Below are 17,471 nucleotides of genomic sequence, written 5' to 3' on the forward strand. Positions count from 1 at the left end.
TATATGCATCACCTTAATTTATCCCGCAAATGCCTCATAAACGCATTCATATGCTGATACATGGCCCTCTTTGCTGCATCTTCACTCCTGCTCTCCAGCGCCTTGTATATTTTACTGTGGGCATCATAAATCATGGACGCATTTACCTTCTGCTGAAACAGATAACGGTAATACCTGATCTTGGCTTCATAGAGGTTATATACATCAATAAAATATTTATTGCCGGAGGATTCTACCACCAGCTTGTGAAACTCCTCATCACAGCGAAAGACTTCCAGTGAATTCCCGCTGTTGCCCATCTTTTTTGTCTTTTCCAGGTTCCTGGATAATTTCATCAATTGCTGAATGGATATATTGGTGGCGGCCAGGTACGCTATATGAGATTCCAGGTTCTTTCTGAACTCCCAGAAATCAATATAATCTATAATGTCTACATTACTGACCTTATATCCTACCCGATCATCCTTTTTAATATATCCTTCCGTCTCCAGCTTCATTAAGGCTTCCCGGACAGGCGTTCTGCTCATCCCGTACATTAAGCTCAGCCTTTCCTGCTGCATCCTCTCACCATTTTGAAATTTGCCCAAAATAATGTCCTCGAAAATCAGCTTATACGCTAACTCCATATTATTCAGGAAAGGATTTTCGTGCAACATTTTTTCTGCTCGTTCATCCATATAGTCTTCCTCTGGCCCTGTGTTTTCTCACTGTTCAGCAACTGCCCTTTTTGTCTCATTAAATATATATAATTATACCATTGTCTGAAAAATATGTCATTACTTTATGGAAAGAAAATCTCTCCGTGAATCGGGTGTCTGCAGACAGAGAGGCACTTCCTGTTTCTTGTGCCTGAGGCTAGCCTCGATACCAAAGGTTTGGTATAATAGGAACACTTACAATCAGGAGGAATCATAATATGCTGAGTACCATAGCAGAAAGAAGAAGTATCCGAAAATATAAAAACATTCCCATACCCCGGCCTTTCATCGAGGAGATCCTGCAGGCCGGAATCCTTGCCCCCTCATCCAAAAACAGACAGCCATGGAAATTCACGGTAGTCTCCGGGGATTCTAAGTCTGTTATGCTAAAAGCCATGGAGCAGGGACTGGACCGGGAATCCCGAAGCCCTCTTCTTCCCGGCTGCCGGCAGTATCTTGGGGGAGCACGGAATACTCTGGAAATCATGAGACAGGCTCCGGTTACTATTTTTATCACCAACCCTCTCGGGCTTAACCTGTCAGAACCACTGACGGAAGAAGACCGGATTTTTGAGATCTGCAATGCACAGTCTGTGGGAGCTGCCATTGAGAATATGACCCTGGCAGCAGCCGGGCTGGGCCTGGGAAGCTTGTGGATCTGTGATATCTTTTTTGCTTTGGAAGAACTCCAGGCGTGGCTGAATCCCCAGGGCACCCTTTTTGCAGCGCTTTCCCTTGGGTATCCTGAGGAAGCTCCCTCTGCCAGGCCCAGAAAGCCATTCTCAGATGTAGTGGAATGGAGGGTCTGAGATTTCCTGTAAAAAAGCACAGACGCCATAGTCTGTGCTTTACCCTCCGCTGTACTGCACTGCAGAGTATTCTTTTGTACCTCCGTGAAGCCTGTCCCGGATTTTTTTTCTGCATTCTGTTCACCGGAATCACTGTTCCAGCTGTAAACAGCAATTCCACAGATAATCACCAGAACCACTGCACCGATTCCCAGCAACAGTAAGCCTTTCCCTTTTATTCGGTCTGTCAGGCCCGCAGGACCTCCCTGCATTGTCAGCTCCGGTACATCAGACGGTTCTTGTTTTTCCTTTTCATACTCGAAATCATAGCCGCATTCCGGGCAGGTTTTCAAACCTGCACAAATCTCCGCTTCACAATCTGGACACTTCATATCATTTCCTCCCTCAATCCTTAAGGCACTGCCAGAAGGCAATGCTAAACCAGTGATCCGCACTATGCTGCCGTATGTAGGACTCCTCCCTTTTATCCTCTTTCCAATGGTTTACTATGCAACCTAATCTATTATACCATTAAATGGCACATTCTTCCATATTATTTCTTCCTTTCATGCAGGCAGTGATATTATGAACAAAAAAAGGGGGGAGCAAATGCTTCCCCCTGCTATCGTATATTATTTGTCAGATACTAGTTTCTGATAGATGTCAAAACAATCAAAGGTAGCAAAGTAATCCTCTGCAGTCTCTGCCCTGCGTATCATCTGCACGCTTCCGTCCTCTTTTAAAAGCAGTTCCGCAGATTTCAGCTTTCCGTTATAGTTATACCCCATGGAGAATCCATGGGCTCCGGCATCATGGATAAACAGCAGATCCCCTTTGTCGATCCTGGGGAGCATCCGGTCAATGGCGAATTTGTCATTGTTTTCACAGAGGGAACCCGTGACATCGTACATATGGTCACAGGGGGAATCCTCTTTTCCCATCACGGTCAAATGATGGTACGCCCCGTACATAGCCGGACGCATAAGATTTACGGCACAGGCATCGCAGCCAATGTATTCTTTGTGGGTATGCTTCTCATGGATTGCCTTTGTGACCAGGGCGCCGTAAGGGCCCATCATAAAACGTCCCAGCTCTGTATAGAGAGCCACATCTCCCATCCCCGCAGGGACAAGGACTTCCTCATATACCTTGCGGACGCCTTCCCCAATCACACGGATATCATTGGACTCCTGGTCCGGTCGGTAAGGTATTCCGATTCCCCCGGAAAGATTGATAAAACTAATATGGGCACCGGTTTCTCTCTGAAGCTCAACTGCAACCTCAAAAAGCACCTTTGCCAGCATAGGATAATACTCATTCGTCACAGTATTGCTGGCCAGGAAAGCGTGAATCCCGAATTCCTTTGCCCCCTTTGCCTTTAATGTACGGAAAGCCTCAAACAGCTGCTCTGTGGTCATGCCGTATTTGGCGTCCCCCGGGTTGTCCATAATGTCATTGCTGATTTTGAATAAGCCTCCGGGGTTATAGCGGCAGCTGATTGTTTCCGGAATACTCCCTGTTACCTGTTCCAAAAAATCAATATGAGTGATATCATCCAGGTTAATGATAGCCCCTATCTCTCTGGCATACTGATACTCTTCCGCAGGAGTTGCGTTGGAAGAAAACATAATCTCCTCCGGTCTGCAGCCCAGGGCATGAGCCATCATAAGCTCTGTCATAGAAGAGCAGTCACAGCCGCACCCATACTCCCGCAGGATATCAATCAGAAAGGGATTGGGCGTCGCCTTTACTGCAAAATACTCCCGAAACCCCGGGTTCCAGGAAAACGCCTCTTTTACCGCCTGCGCATTCTCCCGAATCCCCTTTTCATCGTAGAGATAAAAAGGGGTAGGGTAAGCTTCATTGATCTCTTTGAGTTTTTCGTATGTAACGAAAGGTTCTTTAGTCATTTTTTCATCTCCTCGTTTTGTTTCTGCTATTTTGCCTCTACCACATGCATCATGTTGGTAATGGCTCCCTCACCGGTTCTGGTGTTGGTTGCAGGATCCCCGGCGGTAAATACAACCAGATCCCCCTTCTTTACCAGACGTTTTCTTTTTACTGTACCCATGGCATGGTTAATGATATGCTCAGTGGTATCCTTTTCGTATCCTTTTAACGGAGTCACGCCCCAGTAGAGCTGCATCTTGTGCTGGGTAGACTCATTCGGCGTCACTGCATAGATTGGTACCTCCGGACGGAAACTGGAGATCAGCCTTGCGGTCTGTCCGGAAATGGTAGGTGTAACGATACAGTCTGCATTAATATTCTTGGCTGTCTGCACCGCTGCGATTCCCACTGCACTGGATACGCTGGTTTCCCGGAACATGCTTCTGTGCAGCATATGGGAACGGTAATCCACATAAGGCTCTGTGGCCTCTGCGATTTCACCCATCATCTTAAGGGCCTCAATAGGATATTTGCCGGCAGCGGTCTCTCCGGACAGCATAATCGCATCGGTTCCGTCGTAGACTGCATTGGCCACATCTGTCACTTCCGCCCTGGTAGGTCTGGGATTGCGGATCATGGAATCCAGCATCTGCGTGGCTGTGATAACCGGGATGTATTTCATGTTGCATTTGCTTATAATCTCTTTTTGTATATGGGGAACTTCCTGCGCTGGTATCTCTACCCCCAGATCTCCTCTGGCCACCATAATGCCGTCGGAGACACTGATAATCTCGTTAATATTTTCCACACCCTCTGCGTTCTCTATCTTGGCGATGATGGCAATATGCTCTCCGCCGTTATCACGCAGCAGCTTCCGGATTTCCTTGATGGCAGCTGCGTTGCGCACAAAGGATGCAGCGATAAAATCAAACTCCTGCTGGATCCCAAAGAGAATATCCTCTTTGTCTTTCTCCGTGATTGCCGGCAGCTTCACTTTCACATTCGGCACATTCACACCTTTTCTCTCGCCCAGTTCTCCGCCGTTTAAGACTCTGCAGATAATTTTCCCTGCCTTTGCCTTCTCTACTTCAAGTTCAATCAGGCCGTCGTCAATTAAGATTTTATTGCCCGCGTCAACATCTCTTACAAGTCCGGGATACGTAATAGAACATCCTTTTTCATTGCCCGCAATCTCATCGGTATAGAGGGTAAATTCTTCCCCTTCCCGCAGGGTCACTTTTTTACCGTCTTCCAGCAGTCCGGTTCGGATCTCCGGACCTTTGGTATCCAAAAGAAGGGCTACTGGTTTATTCAGCTCTTCCCGGACATTCTTCAGAAGATCAATCCGGGACTGCTGCTCCGCATGGTCTCCGTGGGAAAAGTTGAATCTTGCAACATCCATGCCATTCTTTACTAATGCCCTCATGGTTGTCTTTTTATTCGTGTTCGGCCCCATCGTACAAATAATTTTTGTTTTTCTCATAGATTCCTTTTCTCCTCTACTTTACATGTTCATGTGTAAATAAATGATCCTGACAATACTCATAATTCCCATTGCATTTGGAGCAGAAACGGAACTCCAGGTTGGCTCCGTCCTTTTCAGTCCTGCCGCAGATTGCGCATTTGTGCTTTGTCACCCCGTCCCCGGTGCGGGTGGGATTCACTGCTTTGGCAAACTTTTGCTTTCTGTGGATTTCCTTTGGCGATATCCGGTTTAAGTCCCTGGTGGCAAAGAAAAATACAATAAAGTTAAACAAGGATGCGATGATCGCCACCCTTCCCCCCCAGCCGGACTGATAGAAGGAAATAGCCAGGTACGCAATATCCAGGTACGCCATCCATTTGATTTTAATGGGTATTACAAAATAGAGCAGTACCTGCATATCCGGGTAGCTGGCTGCAAAAGCCAGAAAAATTGACAGGTTAATATAGTAGGTGCTGAAGGCACCGCTGTAGTTGCTGCCCCCTGACACAAAAAACAGGATAAAGGAACCGATCACGGTTGCCACAAGTCCTGTGAGAATATACATATTATATCGGAAATCCCCCCAGGTTTTCTCCAGGGCTGACCCTAAAGAATAATAGAAAAACAGCATAATAATAGTAAATATGCTTAGTCCTCCGGGAGGAATTAAAACCCACGTTACCAGACGCCAGACCTGTCCGCGGAGAATTTTACCAGGGTCCAGGGTAAGCATGGTAAGAAGCCATGGCGCCGCCAGTGCAAGCAGATATCCTATCACATAACAGATGATAATATATCTGGTCAGATTTGAAATTGCATATCTTCCATATTTTCGTTCTAATTTATTGAAAAACTTCATAATGCTCCTTACTTAAAATAAATTTTTCTTTGAGAAAATAAAAGCAACCACAAGGCTTAACAGCAGAGACAGTAAAATCACAATCAGAAATCCGTAGGGACTTCCCGCAAAGGGCATCCCCGCACTGTTGACATTCATGCCGTACGCGCTGAAAATCATGGTGGGTATGGACATTACAATGGTTACTGTTGCCAGAAACTTCATCACAATATTCAGATTGTTGGAAATTACAGAGGCAAAAGCGTCCATCATACCGCTTAAAATCCCGCTGTATATATTTGACATCTCAATGGCCTGTTTATTCTCAATAATAACGTCTTCCAAAAGATCTGTGTCTTCCGGATACTGCTTTATGCTTTCCACCTTCAGCAGTTTTTCTAAAACCACCTCGTTGGCCCTCAGAGACGTGGTAAAGTATACAAGGCTCTTTTCCAGCTCCAGAAGCTCTATCAGCTCCTGGTTCCTGGTAGACAGGTGGAGCTTTTCTTCCACCTCTACGCTCTTCTTGTCAATAATACGCAGATAATGCAGATACATACTGGCATTCTTATACAGAATCTGAAGTATAAATCTTGTCTTCATATACGTATAGAAATTCCTGACACGGCCGTCCATAAAACGCTCCAAAATCAGGGTATCCTCCAGGCAGACAGTAAATATCATTTCCTTTGTGACAATAATGCCCAGGGGGATGGTCCCATACCAGTCCTTGTCGTTCCTCTCCTCGATGACCGGGATATCCACCAGAATCAAGGTATATTCATCCTCTACTTCAATACGGGAACGCTCTTCCTCATCCAGGGGCGCCCTGAGATCGTCCACCTCTATCCCGTATTTGTTGGAGATCTCGAACAGCTCTGTCGCCGTTGGATCTGTGAGTGCCACCCAGCAGCCCTCTGTCGCCTCATTTACCTGATGGATATTTCCATCTATTGTCTTAAAAACTCTAATCATGGTTATCTCCTTTCGCTGCCTACAGACAGAGGGCAGCGAAAAATGGCCGCATCCTGCCTATAGAACTTTAGTATTCATTTTTTCAAAAATTCTATCCCACCTAGGACTAGGCCCACCTTCCATGAACAACACTTCCTTTCTTAATTCACAGGGCTTTCTTCTATTTTAGATATGAGGATACAATTCGGCGTCTCTACTTTCAGTGGTTTCCCTTTCATAACTAAAATATTCTTATCATAGTCAATTGTAAACGTCGTAATGGTATTGGATGCATGATTGGCAACTGCAATGTGCTTTCCGTCGGGGAATATCTCCAGATCCTTGGGGTACTCTCCGCTTATGGGCAGCACAAACCTTTTCTCCAGAAGACCGGAGGCGGGATCTACTTCAAACATTCCCACCGTGTCCTCCCCCGCTGTGGAGCAGAACAGATGACTGCCGTCCGGTGACAGGCAGATTCCGGAAGCTGCATCGTGCTTTTCATCATCTGTGGCAGCCAGTACGCTGATTTCCTGGAGGCGTTCAAACTGCGGCAGCTTTCCGTTTCCGTCGTAGGAATACACCTCAATGGTATTGGCCAGCTCGTATATTACATAGGCAAATCTGCCGTCTTTGCTGAACTTGATATTTCTGGGTGCAGACTCTCTTTTACATCTGAGCACATCCACCAGCTCCAGTTTATGGGTTCTGTCATTGATCCGGTAAATTTTAATCTGATCAATTCCATTGTCCACTGCGCAGAGATACTTGTTGTCCGGCGTAGGCCTTACACAGCTTACATGGGGACGGAAGTTTCTCTCAGCCACGCTGCCCAGACCCCTGTGAAACACACCATCCATAACGCTGCCCAGCCTGCCGTCCCTGTGGGTATGTACCACCGTAACTTTTCCGTCATGATAGCCGGAAACAAAAAGATATTTGCCATCCACATCTGTGGACAGATGACAGCCTCTCATGCCGTCGATATCTACCTGATTGATGAAGGTAAGATCACCGTCGGGTGCTATGGAGAATACGGCCACACCCTCATCCGCGATAGAGTACAGATATTTGCCGTTCTTAGATTTTGCTATATGGGAAGAGTTATTGACAGGAATTACTTTCCGTTCCTTCATCGTGCCTTCTTCCACATTCAGATCATACAGATGAATTCCGATACTGCTTCCATGGGTATAGGTTCCTACATATGCCACATATTTCTCTTTATTCATGCAATACCCTCCTAACTTTACACTAATCTTTAAACATTCTACCACAAACTTTTTCTTTGCACAATCTTATTACGTATTTTTAACATCTTCCCTCCCAGGGAGAAAACTGTGTAAAATTTCTTCTTATTATTATGGGAAACATAAAAAATGGTATTGACATACCCGTCTCTTCCTGTATAATTTGTCTAAGAATGGTACTTTAGCCGCCTGGTAAATAAGGAAAAATATCTTATTTGCCAGGCGGTTAAAGCGCCCGTACAAAGGAGACTGGAAATGGATCGTATTTTAATTGATTTGATAGATATAACGAAATCCTATGATGATCAGGTGATTTTAGATAATTTGAATCTCTCCATAAGGGAAAATGAGTTCCTGACACTTCTGGGCCCCAGCGGCTGCGGCAAAACTACCACCCTGCGCATTATGGGCGGCTTTGAGACACCGGATTCGGGGCAGGTGATTTTTGACGGGGAGGATATTACCAGCCTGCCTCCCAACAAACGGAATCTTAACACGGTATTTCAAAAATACGCACTTTTTTCCCACATGACCATTGCGGAAAACATTGCCTTCGGACTTAAAATAGCAAAAAAGACGGATACCTACATCAGGGATAAGATCCATTACGCTTTAAAGCTGGTAAATCTGGAGGGATTCGGCAGCAGATATCCCGATTCTCTCAGCGGCGGCCAGCAGCAGCGGGTGGCCATCGCCAGAGCTATTGTCAATGAGCCTAAGGTTCTGCTCCTGGACGAACCTCTGGGCGCACTGGATCTGAAGCTTCGGCAGGATATGCAGTATGAGCTCATCCGTCTGAAAAATGAGCTGGGAATCACCTTTATCTATGTCACACATGATCAGGAAGAGGCCCTTACCATGTCTGACACAATTATTGTTATGAACCAGGGCTACATTCAGCAGATGGGGACTCCGGAAGATATCTATAATGAACCCCAGAATGCGTTTGTGGCTGACTTTATCGGCGAGAGCAATATCCTGGACGGCATCATGCTGGAGGATAAGCTGGTGGAGATACTGGGGGTGAAATTCCCCTGTGTGGACGTGGGCTTTGGCAAAAACAAACCGGTGGATGTGGTCATCCGCCCGGAGGATATTGATCTTGTGGACCCCAGCCAGGGGACCATGCAGGGAATCGTCACCCACCTGATCTTTAAAGGTGTGCACTATGAAATGGAGGTGGAGGCCAACGGCTTCTGCTGGCTGGTGCACAGTACCGACATGTCCCCGGTGGGCCAGCGGGTGGGACTCCATGTAGATCCCTTTGATATACAGATCATGAACAAACCAGAGTCTGAGGATGAGGAGGCGGTATCCATCGATGAATAGTCATAAAAAATTACTCACAGGGCCGTATCTCATCTGGGCGGCCGCCTTTATCCTCATACCCCTTGCCATGATATTTTATTACGGACTTACCGGGGAGGACGGAGGCTTTACCCTGGGCAATCTCCTGGCCATCGGCACCCGGGAAAACTTTAAGGCCCTGGGGCTCTCTCTGATCCTGTCCATCATCAGCACAGCTGTCTGTCTGATTCTGGCCTATCCCCTGGCCATGATCCTGGTGAATATGAATGTCAGCCAGTCCGGCTTTATTGTCCTGATTTTTATTCTTCCCATGTGGATGAATTTTCTTCTGCGCACAATGGCCTGGCAGACGCTTTTGGAGAAAAACGGGGTGATCAATCAGATACTTGGGTTCCTGCACCTGCCCTCTCTGCAGATTATCAATACGCCCTATGCCATTATCCTGGGTATGGTGTACAACTTTCTGCCCTTTATGGTACTGCCCCTGTACAACGCCCTGCTGAAAATCGACAGAGACATCATCAATGCAGCCCGGGATCTGGGCGCGACGGAGGCTTATACCTTTCGGAAGATTATACTCCCTCTGAGCATGCCCGGAGTCATCAGCGGGATTATTATGGTATTCGTACCGGCTCTGACTACCTTCGTCATCTCCGACCTCCTGGGAGGAAGCAAAATCCTTCTAATCGGAAATGTCATAGAGCAGAAGTTCAAGCAGGGCAGCAACTGGCATGTGGGCAGCGGTCTTTCTTTGGTAATGATGGTATTCATTCTCCTGAGTATGGCAGTGATGAATAAATACGACAAAGACGGGGAAGGAGGAATGTTCTGATGAACCGGAAGAAGACACATTTTATCGGCAGAAAGATTTATCTGGGACTGATTTTATTCCTGCTGTATGCCCCAATCGGAACCTTGATCATCCTCTCCTTTAATGCCTCTAAGTCAAGAGCCAAATGGGGGGGATTCACGGGAAAATGGTATATCTCCCTGTTCCAGGACAATGCCATTATGAATGCCCTTTACACGACACTGATTATTGCCTTTGTCTCAGCCATTGCGGCGACTGTCATCGGCACTGCGGCATCCATCGGCATCCATTCCATGAAATCCCGGGCCAGGACCATCTGTATGGGCATCACCAATATTCCCATGCTGAATGCCGATATCGTCACAGGCATCTCCCTGATGCTGCTGTTTATCGCCTGCCGGTTTACCCTGGGATTTAGCACCATTTTGCTGGCGCACATCACCTTTAACATTCCCTATGTTATCTTAAGCGTGATGCCCAAACTCAGGCAGACCAATAAGCGAACCTACGAGGCTGCGCTGGATCTGGGGGCCTCCCCGGTGTATGCCTTTTTTAAAGTGGTGTTTCCGGATATTCTGCCCGGCGTGGTTTCCGGATTTCTTATGGCCTTTACCATGTCCCTGGATGATTTTATTATCACGCATTTTACCAAGGGACCTGGAGTAGACACACTGTCCACAAAAATTTATTCCGAAGTAAGAAAAGGAATACGTCCTGAGATGTATGCCCTGTCCACGCTGTTGTTTGCTACCGTTATCCTTCTGATGATACTTATAAATACCTCACCCAAAGAACCAAAAAGCCGCACAAAGGATCCCTCGGCAAAGCAGAGACGCCTTCCCGTGCGCCAGGTGATTCCGGTGGCACTTATTCTCCTTATCGTGGGCGGCGGAATCTTCTACCGGGTGCAGGGAACCTCTGCCTCCAATGAACAGGTTGTGGTATATAACTGGGGAGAATATCTGGATCCGGAGGCTATCGAACTGTTTGAGAAGGAAACCGGAATTGATGTGGTGTATGAGGAATATGAAACCAATGAGATCATGTACCCCAAGATTCTCTCCCATGCCATCGCCTATGATGTGGTCTGTCCCTCTGATTATATGATTCAGCGCATGATTGAGAACAACCTTCTGGCGGAGATTAATTGGGACAATGTGCCCAACATAAAGAATATTGACCCTACTTATATGGATCAGTCAAAAAGCTTTGACCCGGAAAACAAATACTCAGTCCCCTACTGTTTCGGCACCGTGGGCATCCTCTACAACAAAACAATGGTGGATGAACCCATAGACAGCTGGGATGTGCTGTGGGATGAAGCTTATAAGGACAACATTCTTATGCAGGACAGTGTCCGGGATGCCTTTGCCGTGGCTCTGAAGCGCCGGGGGTATTCTCTGAATTCCACAGAGGTAGGAGAGCTTACCCGGGCCACCAATGATCTGATCGAACAGAAGCCTCTGGTTCAGGCTTATGTCATTGATCAGGTGAGGGATAAAATGATAGGCAATGAGGCTGCCATCGGCGTCATTTATTCCGGAGAGGCAATCTATACGCAGAGAGAAAACCACAATTTGGAATATGTAATCCCCAAGGAAGGCTCAAATGTCTGGATCGATTCCTGGGTAATCCCCAAGAATGCAGAAAACAAGGAGAACGCAGAAGCCTTTATCAACTTCCTCTGCCGCCCGGATATTGCCCTTATGAATTTTGAATTCATCACTTACTCTACCCCGAATCTGGAGGGGCGTAAGCTCATAGAAGATGAAGAGATCAGAAACAGCCGCATCGCGTTTCCCACAGGGGAAGATCTGAAAAACTGTGAGACCTTCCGCTTCCTGGGGGATGATGTGGACAGTTATTATAATGAGCTTTGGAATAAAGTGAAATCCAGCTAACACAGAGAATACCTTAAGGGGAAGAATAATTCCCGTTCTCCATTCTTCCCCTTTAATTGTCCTCTTTACGCAGTAACTCAATAATTGTTTCATTTTTTGATTTATCCAGAATGCATAAAGCGGTAAACACACAGACAAGTATAATAGCTGCAAACAACACCAGATTCCTCACGGCAGGAAATGAGAATGGAATGCCGTATCTGTTGAAACTGTTGAAAACAAAATAGCTGGCCGGCAGGCCTATCAACAAGGATATAATAATTGCTAATCCCGCGTAATACAGACTTTCAAGTGTTATCATATACCTGATTTGTTTTCTTGTCATGCCGATACCTTCCAGAATTGCAAATTCCTTTGAGCGGTTTTGAATGCTGGCTGACATCATATTTGCAAAATTCAAAAGGGACAGTAACATGATAATAAGTCCAACGCTTCCTCCTAAAATTATAATTTGATTTTCTGTATTTTTCATATCCGCATATCTCTGTAATTTTGATTCCGCTGAAAGTTTTGGGTTATCTTTCAGTAAACCTAAGATTGCCGTTTCCGTGTCCTGGGAAAATGATTCGTCATAATCAATCTTAATCATTTCAATTAACAATTTTTCTCCCATCAGTTTTTCCAGATATTTATGGCTGACAATGATATCCGGTGTATATCCGGCAGAGTAATGTGCCGGAAACGTATCTAAAACTTCACCGATTTTTATTTGTTCTTCTTTTTTCGGCTGTACGGATGTGGGAATGGAAAAGCGAACCGCCTTCCCGGGAATGCCATTGCTCCCCGCTGTAAAAGTCTTAGAAACAAAAGCAATTTTCCCATTTTCAAATTCCTGTTTATCCAATGACTGATTGATTTTATCAAATTCCTTAGAATCAATGCCCACAATTCTGCAGGTAAAAGAATAATAATCAGGCTGTATTTTATAAAGTTCCATATCCTTTTCATAGTTCCCCGGAGTATATCTGGAATTATATAATTCTCTATAATAATCGCCGTAAATATCTTCCTGATAAGGTACAATAGCTGTTGCGGAAGTCAAAACACGTACATCTTTCACACCATCTGTCTTTTCTATTTTTTTTAACAATCCCTTGGTTATGACTTGTTCTTCCCTGTCGCTTAATAACGTGAGATTCAAAACCCGAATATCATAGTCACAGGTATGGTTCAGAATATTTTTTGCATTATTCGCTGAAATCACAACATTTATGACTTCGAACAGCGAAACCGCCAAGCTCAGGGAAAGCAGGATAATAATAAATTGTTTTTTCTCCCGAAAAAGATATTGCCTTGCCATGGAAGCAATGTCTCCGCCCCGTGTGTTCCTTTGTTTTATTTTCTCTGATACTCCAATATATCGCATAGCATCTGCAGGGGAAAAATTTTCTGCAATTTTTACTGGTTTTTTGCTGCCGATGAATGTTGTGACTGCAGCGAATACAGCCGCAGTTATAAATACCCATATAGATGCATCTCCTGCGTCATATTTGTCAATGGTGGGATTTACACTTTGCAGGACCAGCGGAATCACTCCCTTTCCTATCATCGCCGAAAGCAGCAATCCAAGGCCAATCCCAATGATAGAGTTCCAGATAACCTGTTTATAAATAATTTTCTTTAACTGTACAGAAGTCGTCCCTAAAGTTTTTAGCTGGCCATAATAGCGAATCTCTTTATTTACAGAAATATATAACGTATTGTATATAAATAAATATCCGCTGAAAAACACAAGCACCAGCATCATGCACAGTGCGGCTATGGTTTTGCAAAAATTTGAAATGGTATCATAATCCGCCTCTATAATCTGATTTCCAGCTAACTTAACTGCATTTTGCATTTGAATAATATCCGCTTCTGAATACAGAGGATTCTTGAGCGATATTTTTAGAGACCCTTGTGTTAAGTCTGTCTGTCTGACACCTGTTGATTTATAGAAGTCTTCTGATACATACCCCTTACTCTCCCCTGTATAATCTAAAAACCATCCGCTAAGTTCAAACTCCTTTTCTGTCTCATCGTTTTTAAACCCTTCTGCTAAATTTTCACAGGTGATCGGTAATTTCATGCCGGCCGCTGGCCTCTCAATCCCCATAGCTCTTAAGGCACTCTTGGACAACATGATTTCATTTTCTTTCTGCGGGTAATAACCAGAATATGATTCCAGTGCAGGGATTACTTGTTTTTCCCAACAAATAGTATCTGCCCAAAAAAACTTTATTTTATCAAGTTCCCTGTTACCATATCTTGATCCTATGGAGCATTTGACGCATAAACCTGCATACGCTACTTCATCCATATCTCTAATCGCAGATACTTGTTCCTCCCTTGGCTCCGTTAATTCAATGTCGTAGTCCATACCATTCATTCTTTGCTGGCGTAAGGAAACGGTATCCCAATAGCTTAATCCAATAGAAATTACAGTACATAGTAAAAATGTCGTCAGAAAAATCGCAGTGATCGTTACTATATTCCTTTTTTTGTTAGATTTATATGTCGTTTTGGCAATGTCCGATATAACCCTTTTACTATCTACTTTCCACATCATCTGCACCGCCTTTTACGATTTTTCCGTCCTCTAACCGTATAATCCGATCAGCCATCTGTGCGATTTCTTCATTATGTGTAATCATCACAATTGTTTGGACCAGCTTTAAACCTGATACTTTCATCAGGCCTAAAACGTCTTGGCTGGTCTTACTGTCCAGATTACCAGTTGGTTCATCTGCAAGTATAATCGTAGGCTTTGCCGCCAGTGCTCTTGCCAGTGCAGCACGCTGCTGCTGGCCCCCGGACAGCTGGTTTGGCATAGCATATTTTTTGCTTTCTAAATTTAGTAATTTTAATATGGTATCTATATAGGTATCATCCGGCTGAATGCCATCCAATTTAATAGGGAGTACAATATTTTCATATACGTTAAGTAAAGGAAGCAGATTGTAATTTTGAAAAACAAATCCTATTTTTCTTCTTCTGCAGATGGTCAGTTCATCTCTTGACATTTTAGATATGTCATGCCCATCTATCATCACCTCCCCGGAAGTTGGGTTGTCCATCCCTCCAAGCATATTTAGTAACGTTGATTTTCCGCTCCCTGAGGTTCCAACAATAGCAAGAAATTCTCCTTTTTGAATTTCTAAATCGATCCCATCCAGAGCTTTTACAATATTTTCTCCCATTGTAAAATACTTCTTTAAGCCTTTTACGGATAAAATTACCATGTACCATCCTCCTTTCCTTTTTCTCAATCATAACAAAAGCTTCTTTCTCAATTCTTTCCAGAACATGACAGTTTTGACACAATCTGAAGAGTTGAGAAAGAAGCTTTATTTTAAGAGGTCTTTTTCAAAAGAAATACTTCAACTGTAGTACCTTTATTTTGTACGGATTTTAATTTTATATATCCCTGCTGCCTGCGCAACACTTCTCTGGCCAAATAGAGTCCGATTCCATACCCCTGTTTATCTCTTATATTTGAAGCCCTGTAAAAGCGCTGAAAAACCTTTCCTTGTTCTTCTTCCGGAATTCCGATGCCATTGTCTTTTATTTGTATGCAGACAAATGTTTCATACTGTATGGAATCTACTCTCACAGATGTACCCTCCGGAGAATACTTAACCGCATTTTCAATGATATTTCCTATTGCTTCTTCTGTCCATTTAGGGTCTGCGTATCCCATATAGCCATGATATTCAGCATCGATTTGTATATTTTTCTTAAGAGCCTCCAGTTCAACGTATTGACACCCTTTTTTTATCAATTCATCCACTTCCATATAACGGGGAGTAACAGAAATCAATTCTTGTTCCGCATAAGAAGATTTTATCAAATCTTTCATAAAAGAATCTAATTTCTCAGCATTCTTCTCTATCTTATCTGACAAACGAATGGCTTTTTCCTCTGCTATTTCTTCTTTTAACAATCCAATATATAGGGTAATATTCGCCAGCGGCGTGCGGATTTGATGACTAATGTCTGAAATTAAAGATTTTACAATATCCCGCTCTGACTCAGCCCTTCCTGTTTGAATTTCCGTTAACTCTATAATGCGATTTAGCCTCTCTGAAATCGCAGAATCCAAAGATTCATCATAGACAGTATCCAGCCTTTTGCCGGCAAGAACACGATCCAGTCTTTGCAGCATACGGTTATACTGCACAAACATTTTCTTTTTGTATAAATAGATTGCTAAAAAAGTAATGCTTATATTGATTAGAATCATAACGAAAAGCACGATAAACATATTCATTTACAGGCTCTCCCATATATAGCCTTTGCCGTATACAGTTTTAATAAATGCCGGGTTTGAAGAATCATCTTCTACTTTATCCCGCAGTCTCCGTATTCCAACTGACAAGGCATTATCTTCCACATACTCTGTTCCGTCAGGCCATACCCACTCCAAGAGACGTTCACGTGTTATGATTTTATTTGGATTAGATACTAATAAATACAAAATTCTTTGTTCCGTTTTACTTAACTCTATGGGTTTGCCAGACTTGAAGAATTCCATAGACGCAAAACGAAACAAAAAAACAGAATCCCTATAATCTTTTTCTGATTCCGGATTGTTTCTTCTTAACAAGGCACGGATTCTTGCCCGAAGCACCATTAAACTGAATGGCTTCGTTATATAATCATCCGCTCCGCTCTCTAAACCTTTAACAATATCAAGTTCCATATCTCTTGCAGTTAATATAGCAATCGGAACGTTTACCATACGCCTTACTTCACGGCAGAATTCCAGTCCGCTTCCATCGGGGAGATTTATATCAAAAATCAGCAAGTCAAATTCATTATTTTTTAATATTTCCCTTGCTTCTCCTATGGTTTTACAAAGCATAAAGCTCAATTCTTTGTCTTGCAGGGATAGTGCGATTCCTTCTGCCAAATCATCATCGTCCTCCAGAATCATAATCGATTTTTCATTTTTCTGAATCATGCAAATCCCCCTCTTGTACAACATCTTTTATTTTTCATTATACGTCACTTACATAGGTATCTCAATATATTTTCTTTCTTTGCAGAAACAGGGAAAAATTCACACTTTCCAGCAGTTGACATAAGTTCAAAACAGAACTATACTTTTAGTATTGGTACTAAATACAGGAGGGCATAATGGAAAACGATTACTGGCTGCTTATCGCATCACTTAAAAAAGAATATTTTAACCGAAAGAAGACTGTCATAAGCCGCTTTCAAATTTCTTCTGCAGAGTTAGACATTTTACTGTTCCTTGCAAATAATAAACGCTTCGATACCTCTGCAGATATTGTGAGATTAAGAAAAATGCAAAAATCACATGTCTCGCTTGCTGTAAAAGAGTTAACGCAAAAGGGGTATCTTACCTGTGAAATGAATTCCTTTAACCACAAAAAGCTCCATTTAAAGCTGACAGAAGCTTCCAAAGAGATTGTTCAGGCCGGGCAGACGATGCAAAGGGAATATTTAGAGTTTATTTTTGCCGGATTTTCAAAGGAGGAAAGATTACATGTTTTAGAATTCTGCAGCAAGATAGAAACTAATCTGCACGGTAAAATCCCCACACAGGAGGGCAGCTCTTAAGGA

15 protein-coding genes are annotated in these 17,471 nt (G+C 43.8%); 5 read left to right on the plus strand and 10 right to left on the minus strand.

Going from position 1 to position 17,471, the window contains the following annotated elements; translation table 11 throughout:
* Positions 1–8 precede the first annotated feature (8 nt).
* The gene (locus BUA56_RS01505) at positions 9–626 is read right to left on the minus strand and encodes a GntR family transcriptional regulator (protein WP_207650889.1); all 618 of its coding nucleotides are present in this window, start codon (positions 624–626) and stop codon (positions 9–11) included.
* 290 nt (positions 627–916) lie between these two features.
* Here BUA56_RS01505 and BUA56_RS01510 point away from each other — a divergent pair, with 290 nt between their 5' ends.
* Complete coding sequence (locus tag BUA56_RS01510; RefSeq protein WP_072848470.1) at positions 917–1,507, plus strand: nitroreductase family protein; 591 nt, start codon at positions 917–919, stop codon at positions 1,505–1,507.
* Positions 1,508–2,118: 611 nt separating this feature from the next.
* On the opposite strand, the gene BUA56_RS01520 is transcribed toward BUA56_RS01510, so the two are convergent.
* From BUA56_RS01520 to BUA56_RS01540, 5 genes are all read right to left on the minus strand, one after another.
* Positions 2,119–3,396 (minus strand): diaminopimelate decarboxylase, encoded by a 1,278-nt coding sequence (locus tag BUA56_RS01520; RefSeq protein WP_072848474.1) that lies wholly within the window; start codon positions 3,394–3,396, stop codon positions 2,119–2,121.
* Between the two features lie 26 nt (positions 3,397–3,422).
* A complete protein-coding gene (pyk, locus tag BUA56_RS01525; protein ID WP_072848476.1) occupies positions 3,423–4,859 on the minus strand; it encodes a pyruvate kinase in 1,437 nt (478 codons plus the stop codon).
* 16 nt (positions 4,860–4,875) lie between these two features.
* Positions 4,876–5,700, minus strand: coding sequence for a hypothetical protein (locus tag BUA56_RS01530; RefSeq protein WP_072848478.1), 825 nt, complete (start codon positions 5,698–5,700; stop codon positions 4,876–4,878).
* A 12-nt stretch (positions 5,701–5,712) separates the two neighbouring features.
* Positions 5,713–6,654 carry a magnesium transporter CorA family protein gene (locus BUA56_RS01535; RefSeq protein WP_072848480.1) on the minus strand — a complete coding sequence of 314 codons (942 nt, stop codon included), beginning with the start codon at positions 6,652–6,654 and terminating at the stop codon, positions 5,713–5,715.
* Between the two features lie 140 nt (positions 6,655–6,794).
* Positions 6,795–7,865 carry a lactonase family protein gene (locus BUA56_RS01540; RefSeq protein ID WP_072848481.1) on the minus strand — a complete coding sequence of 357 codons (1,071 nt, stop codon included), beginning with the start codon at positions 7,863–7,865 and terminating at the stop codon, positions 6,795–6,797.
* A gap of 273 nt (positions 7,866–8,138) precedes the next feature.
* On the opposite strand from BUA56_RS01540, the gene BUA56_RS01545 reads away from it, so the two are divergent.
* The 3 genes from BUA56_RS01545 to BUA56_RS01555 are packed head-to-tail and all read left to right on the plus strand — an operon-like array spanning position 8,139 to position 11,903.
* On the plus strand, positions 8,139–9,212 hold the full coding sequence (locus BUA56_RS01545) for an ABC transporter ATP-binding protein (RefSeq protein ID WP_072848483.1): 1,074 nt from the start codon (positions 8,139–8,141) through the stop codon (positions 9,210–9,212).
* Positions 9,184–10,023, plus strand: a complete 840-nt coding sequence (locus BUA56_RS01550) for an ABC transporter permease (protein WP_341443309.1) — start codon at positions 9,184–9,186, stop codon at positions 10,021–10,023. Before BUA56_RS01545 ends, BUA56_RS01550 begins: the two co-directional genes overlap by 29 nt.
* Positions 10,023–11,903 carry an extracellular solute-binding protein gene (locus BUA56_RS01555; RefSeq protein ID WP_072848487.1) on the plus strand — a complete coding sequence of 627 codons (1,881 nt, stop codon included), beginning with the start codon at positions 10,023–10,025 and terminating at the stop codon, positions 11,901–11,903. The genes BUA56_RS01550 and BUA56_RS01555 overlap by 1 nt, the downstream gene beginning before the upstream one ends.
* Before the next feature lie 52 nt (positions 11,904–11,955).
* Here BUA56_RS01555 and BUA56_RS01560 read toward each other — a convergent pair whose 3' ends face one another.
* The 4 genes from BUA56_RS01560 to BUA56_RS01575 form a co-directional block, all read right to left on the minus strand.
* Entirely contained in the window at positions 11,956–14,451 is a 2,496-nt protein-coding gene (locus BUA56_RS01560) for an ABC transporter permease (RefSeq protein ID WP_084067557.1), read from the minus strand.
* Positions 14,432–15,124, minus strand: a complete 693-nt coding sequence (locus BUA56_RS01565) for an ABC transporter ATP-binding protein (protein WP_072848491.1) — start codon at positions 15,122–15,124, stop codon at positions 14,432–14,434. Before BUA56_RS01565 ends, BUA56_RS01560 begins: the two co-directional genes overlap by 20 nt.
* A gap of 110 nt (positions 15,125–15,234) precedes the next feature.
* Positions 15,235–16,152 (minus strand): sensor histidine kinase, encoded by a 918-nt coding sequence (locus BUA56_RS01570; protein WP_242946701.1) that lies wholly within the window; start codon positions 16,150–16,152, stop codon positions 15,235–15,237.
* On the minus strand, positions 16,153–16,845 hold the full coding sequence (locus BUA56_RS01575; RefSeq protein WP_072848493.1) for a response regulator transcription factor: 693 nt from the start codon (positions 16,843–16,845) through the stop codon (positions 16,153–16,155).
* Positions 16,846–17,021: 176 nt separating this feature from the next.
* Here BUA56_RS01575 and BUA56_RS01580 point away from each other — a divergent pair, with 176 nt between their 5' ends.
* Positions 17,022–17,468: a MarR family winged helix-turn-helix transcriptional regulator gene (locus BUA56_RS01580; protein WP_072848495.1), complete on the plus strand. Its 447-nt coding sequence runs from the start codon at positions 17,022–17,024 to the stop codon at positions 17,466–17,468.
* Positions 17,469–17,471: the final 3 nt, after the last annotated feature.

It is taken from the genome of Lactonifactor longoviformis DSM 17459, from assembly GCF_900129135.1.
Taxonomy (GTDB): domain Bacteria; phylum Bacillota; class Clostridia; order Lachnospirales; family Lachnospiraceae; genus Lactonifactor; species Lactonifactor longoviformis.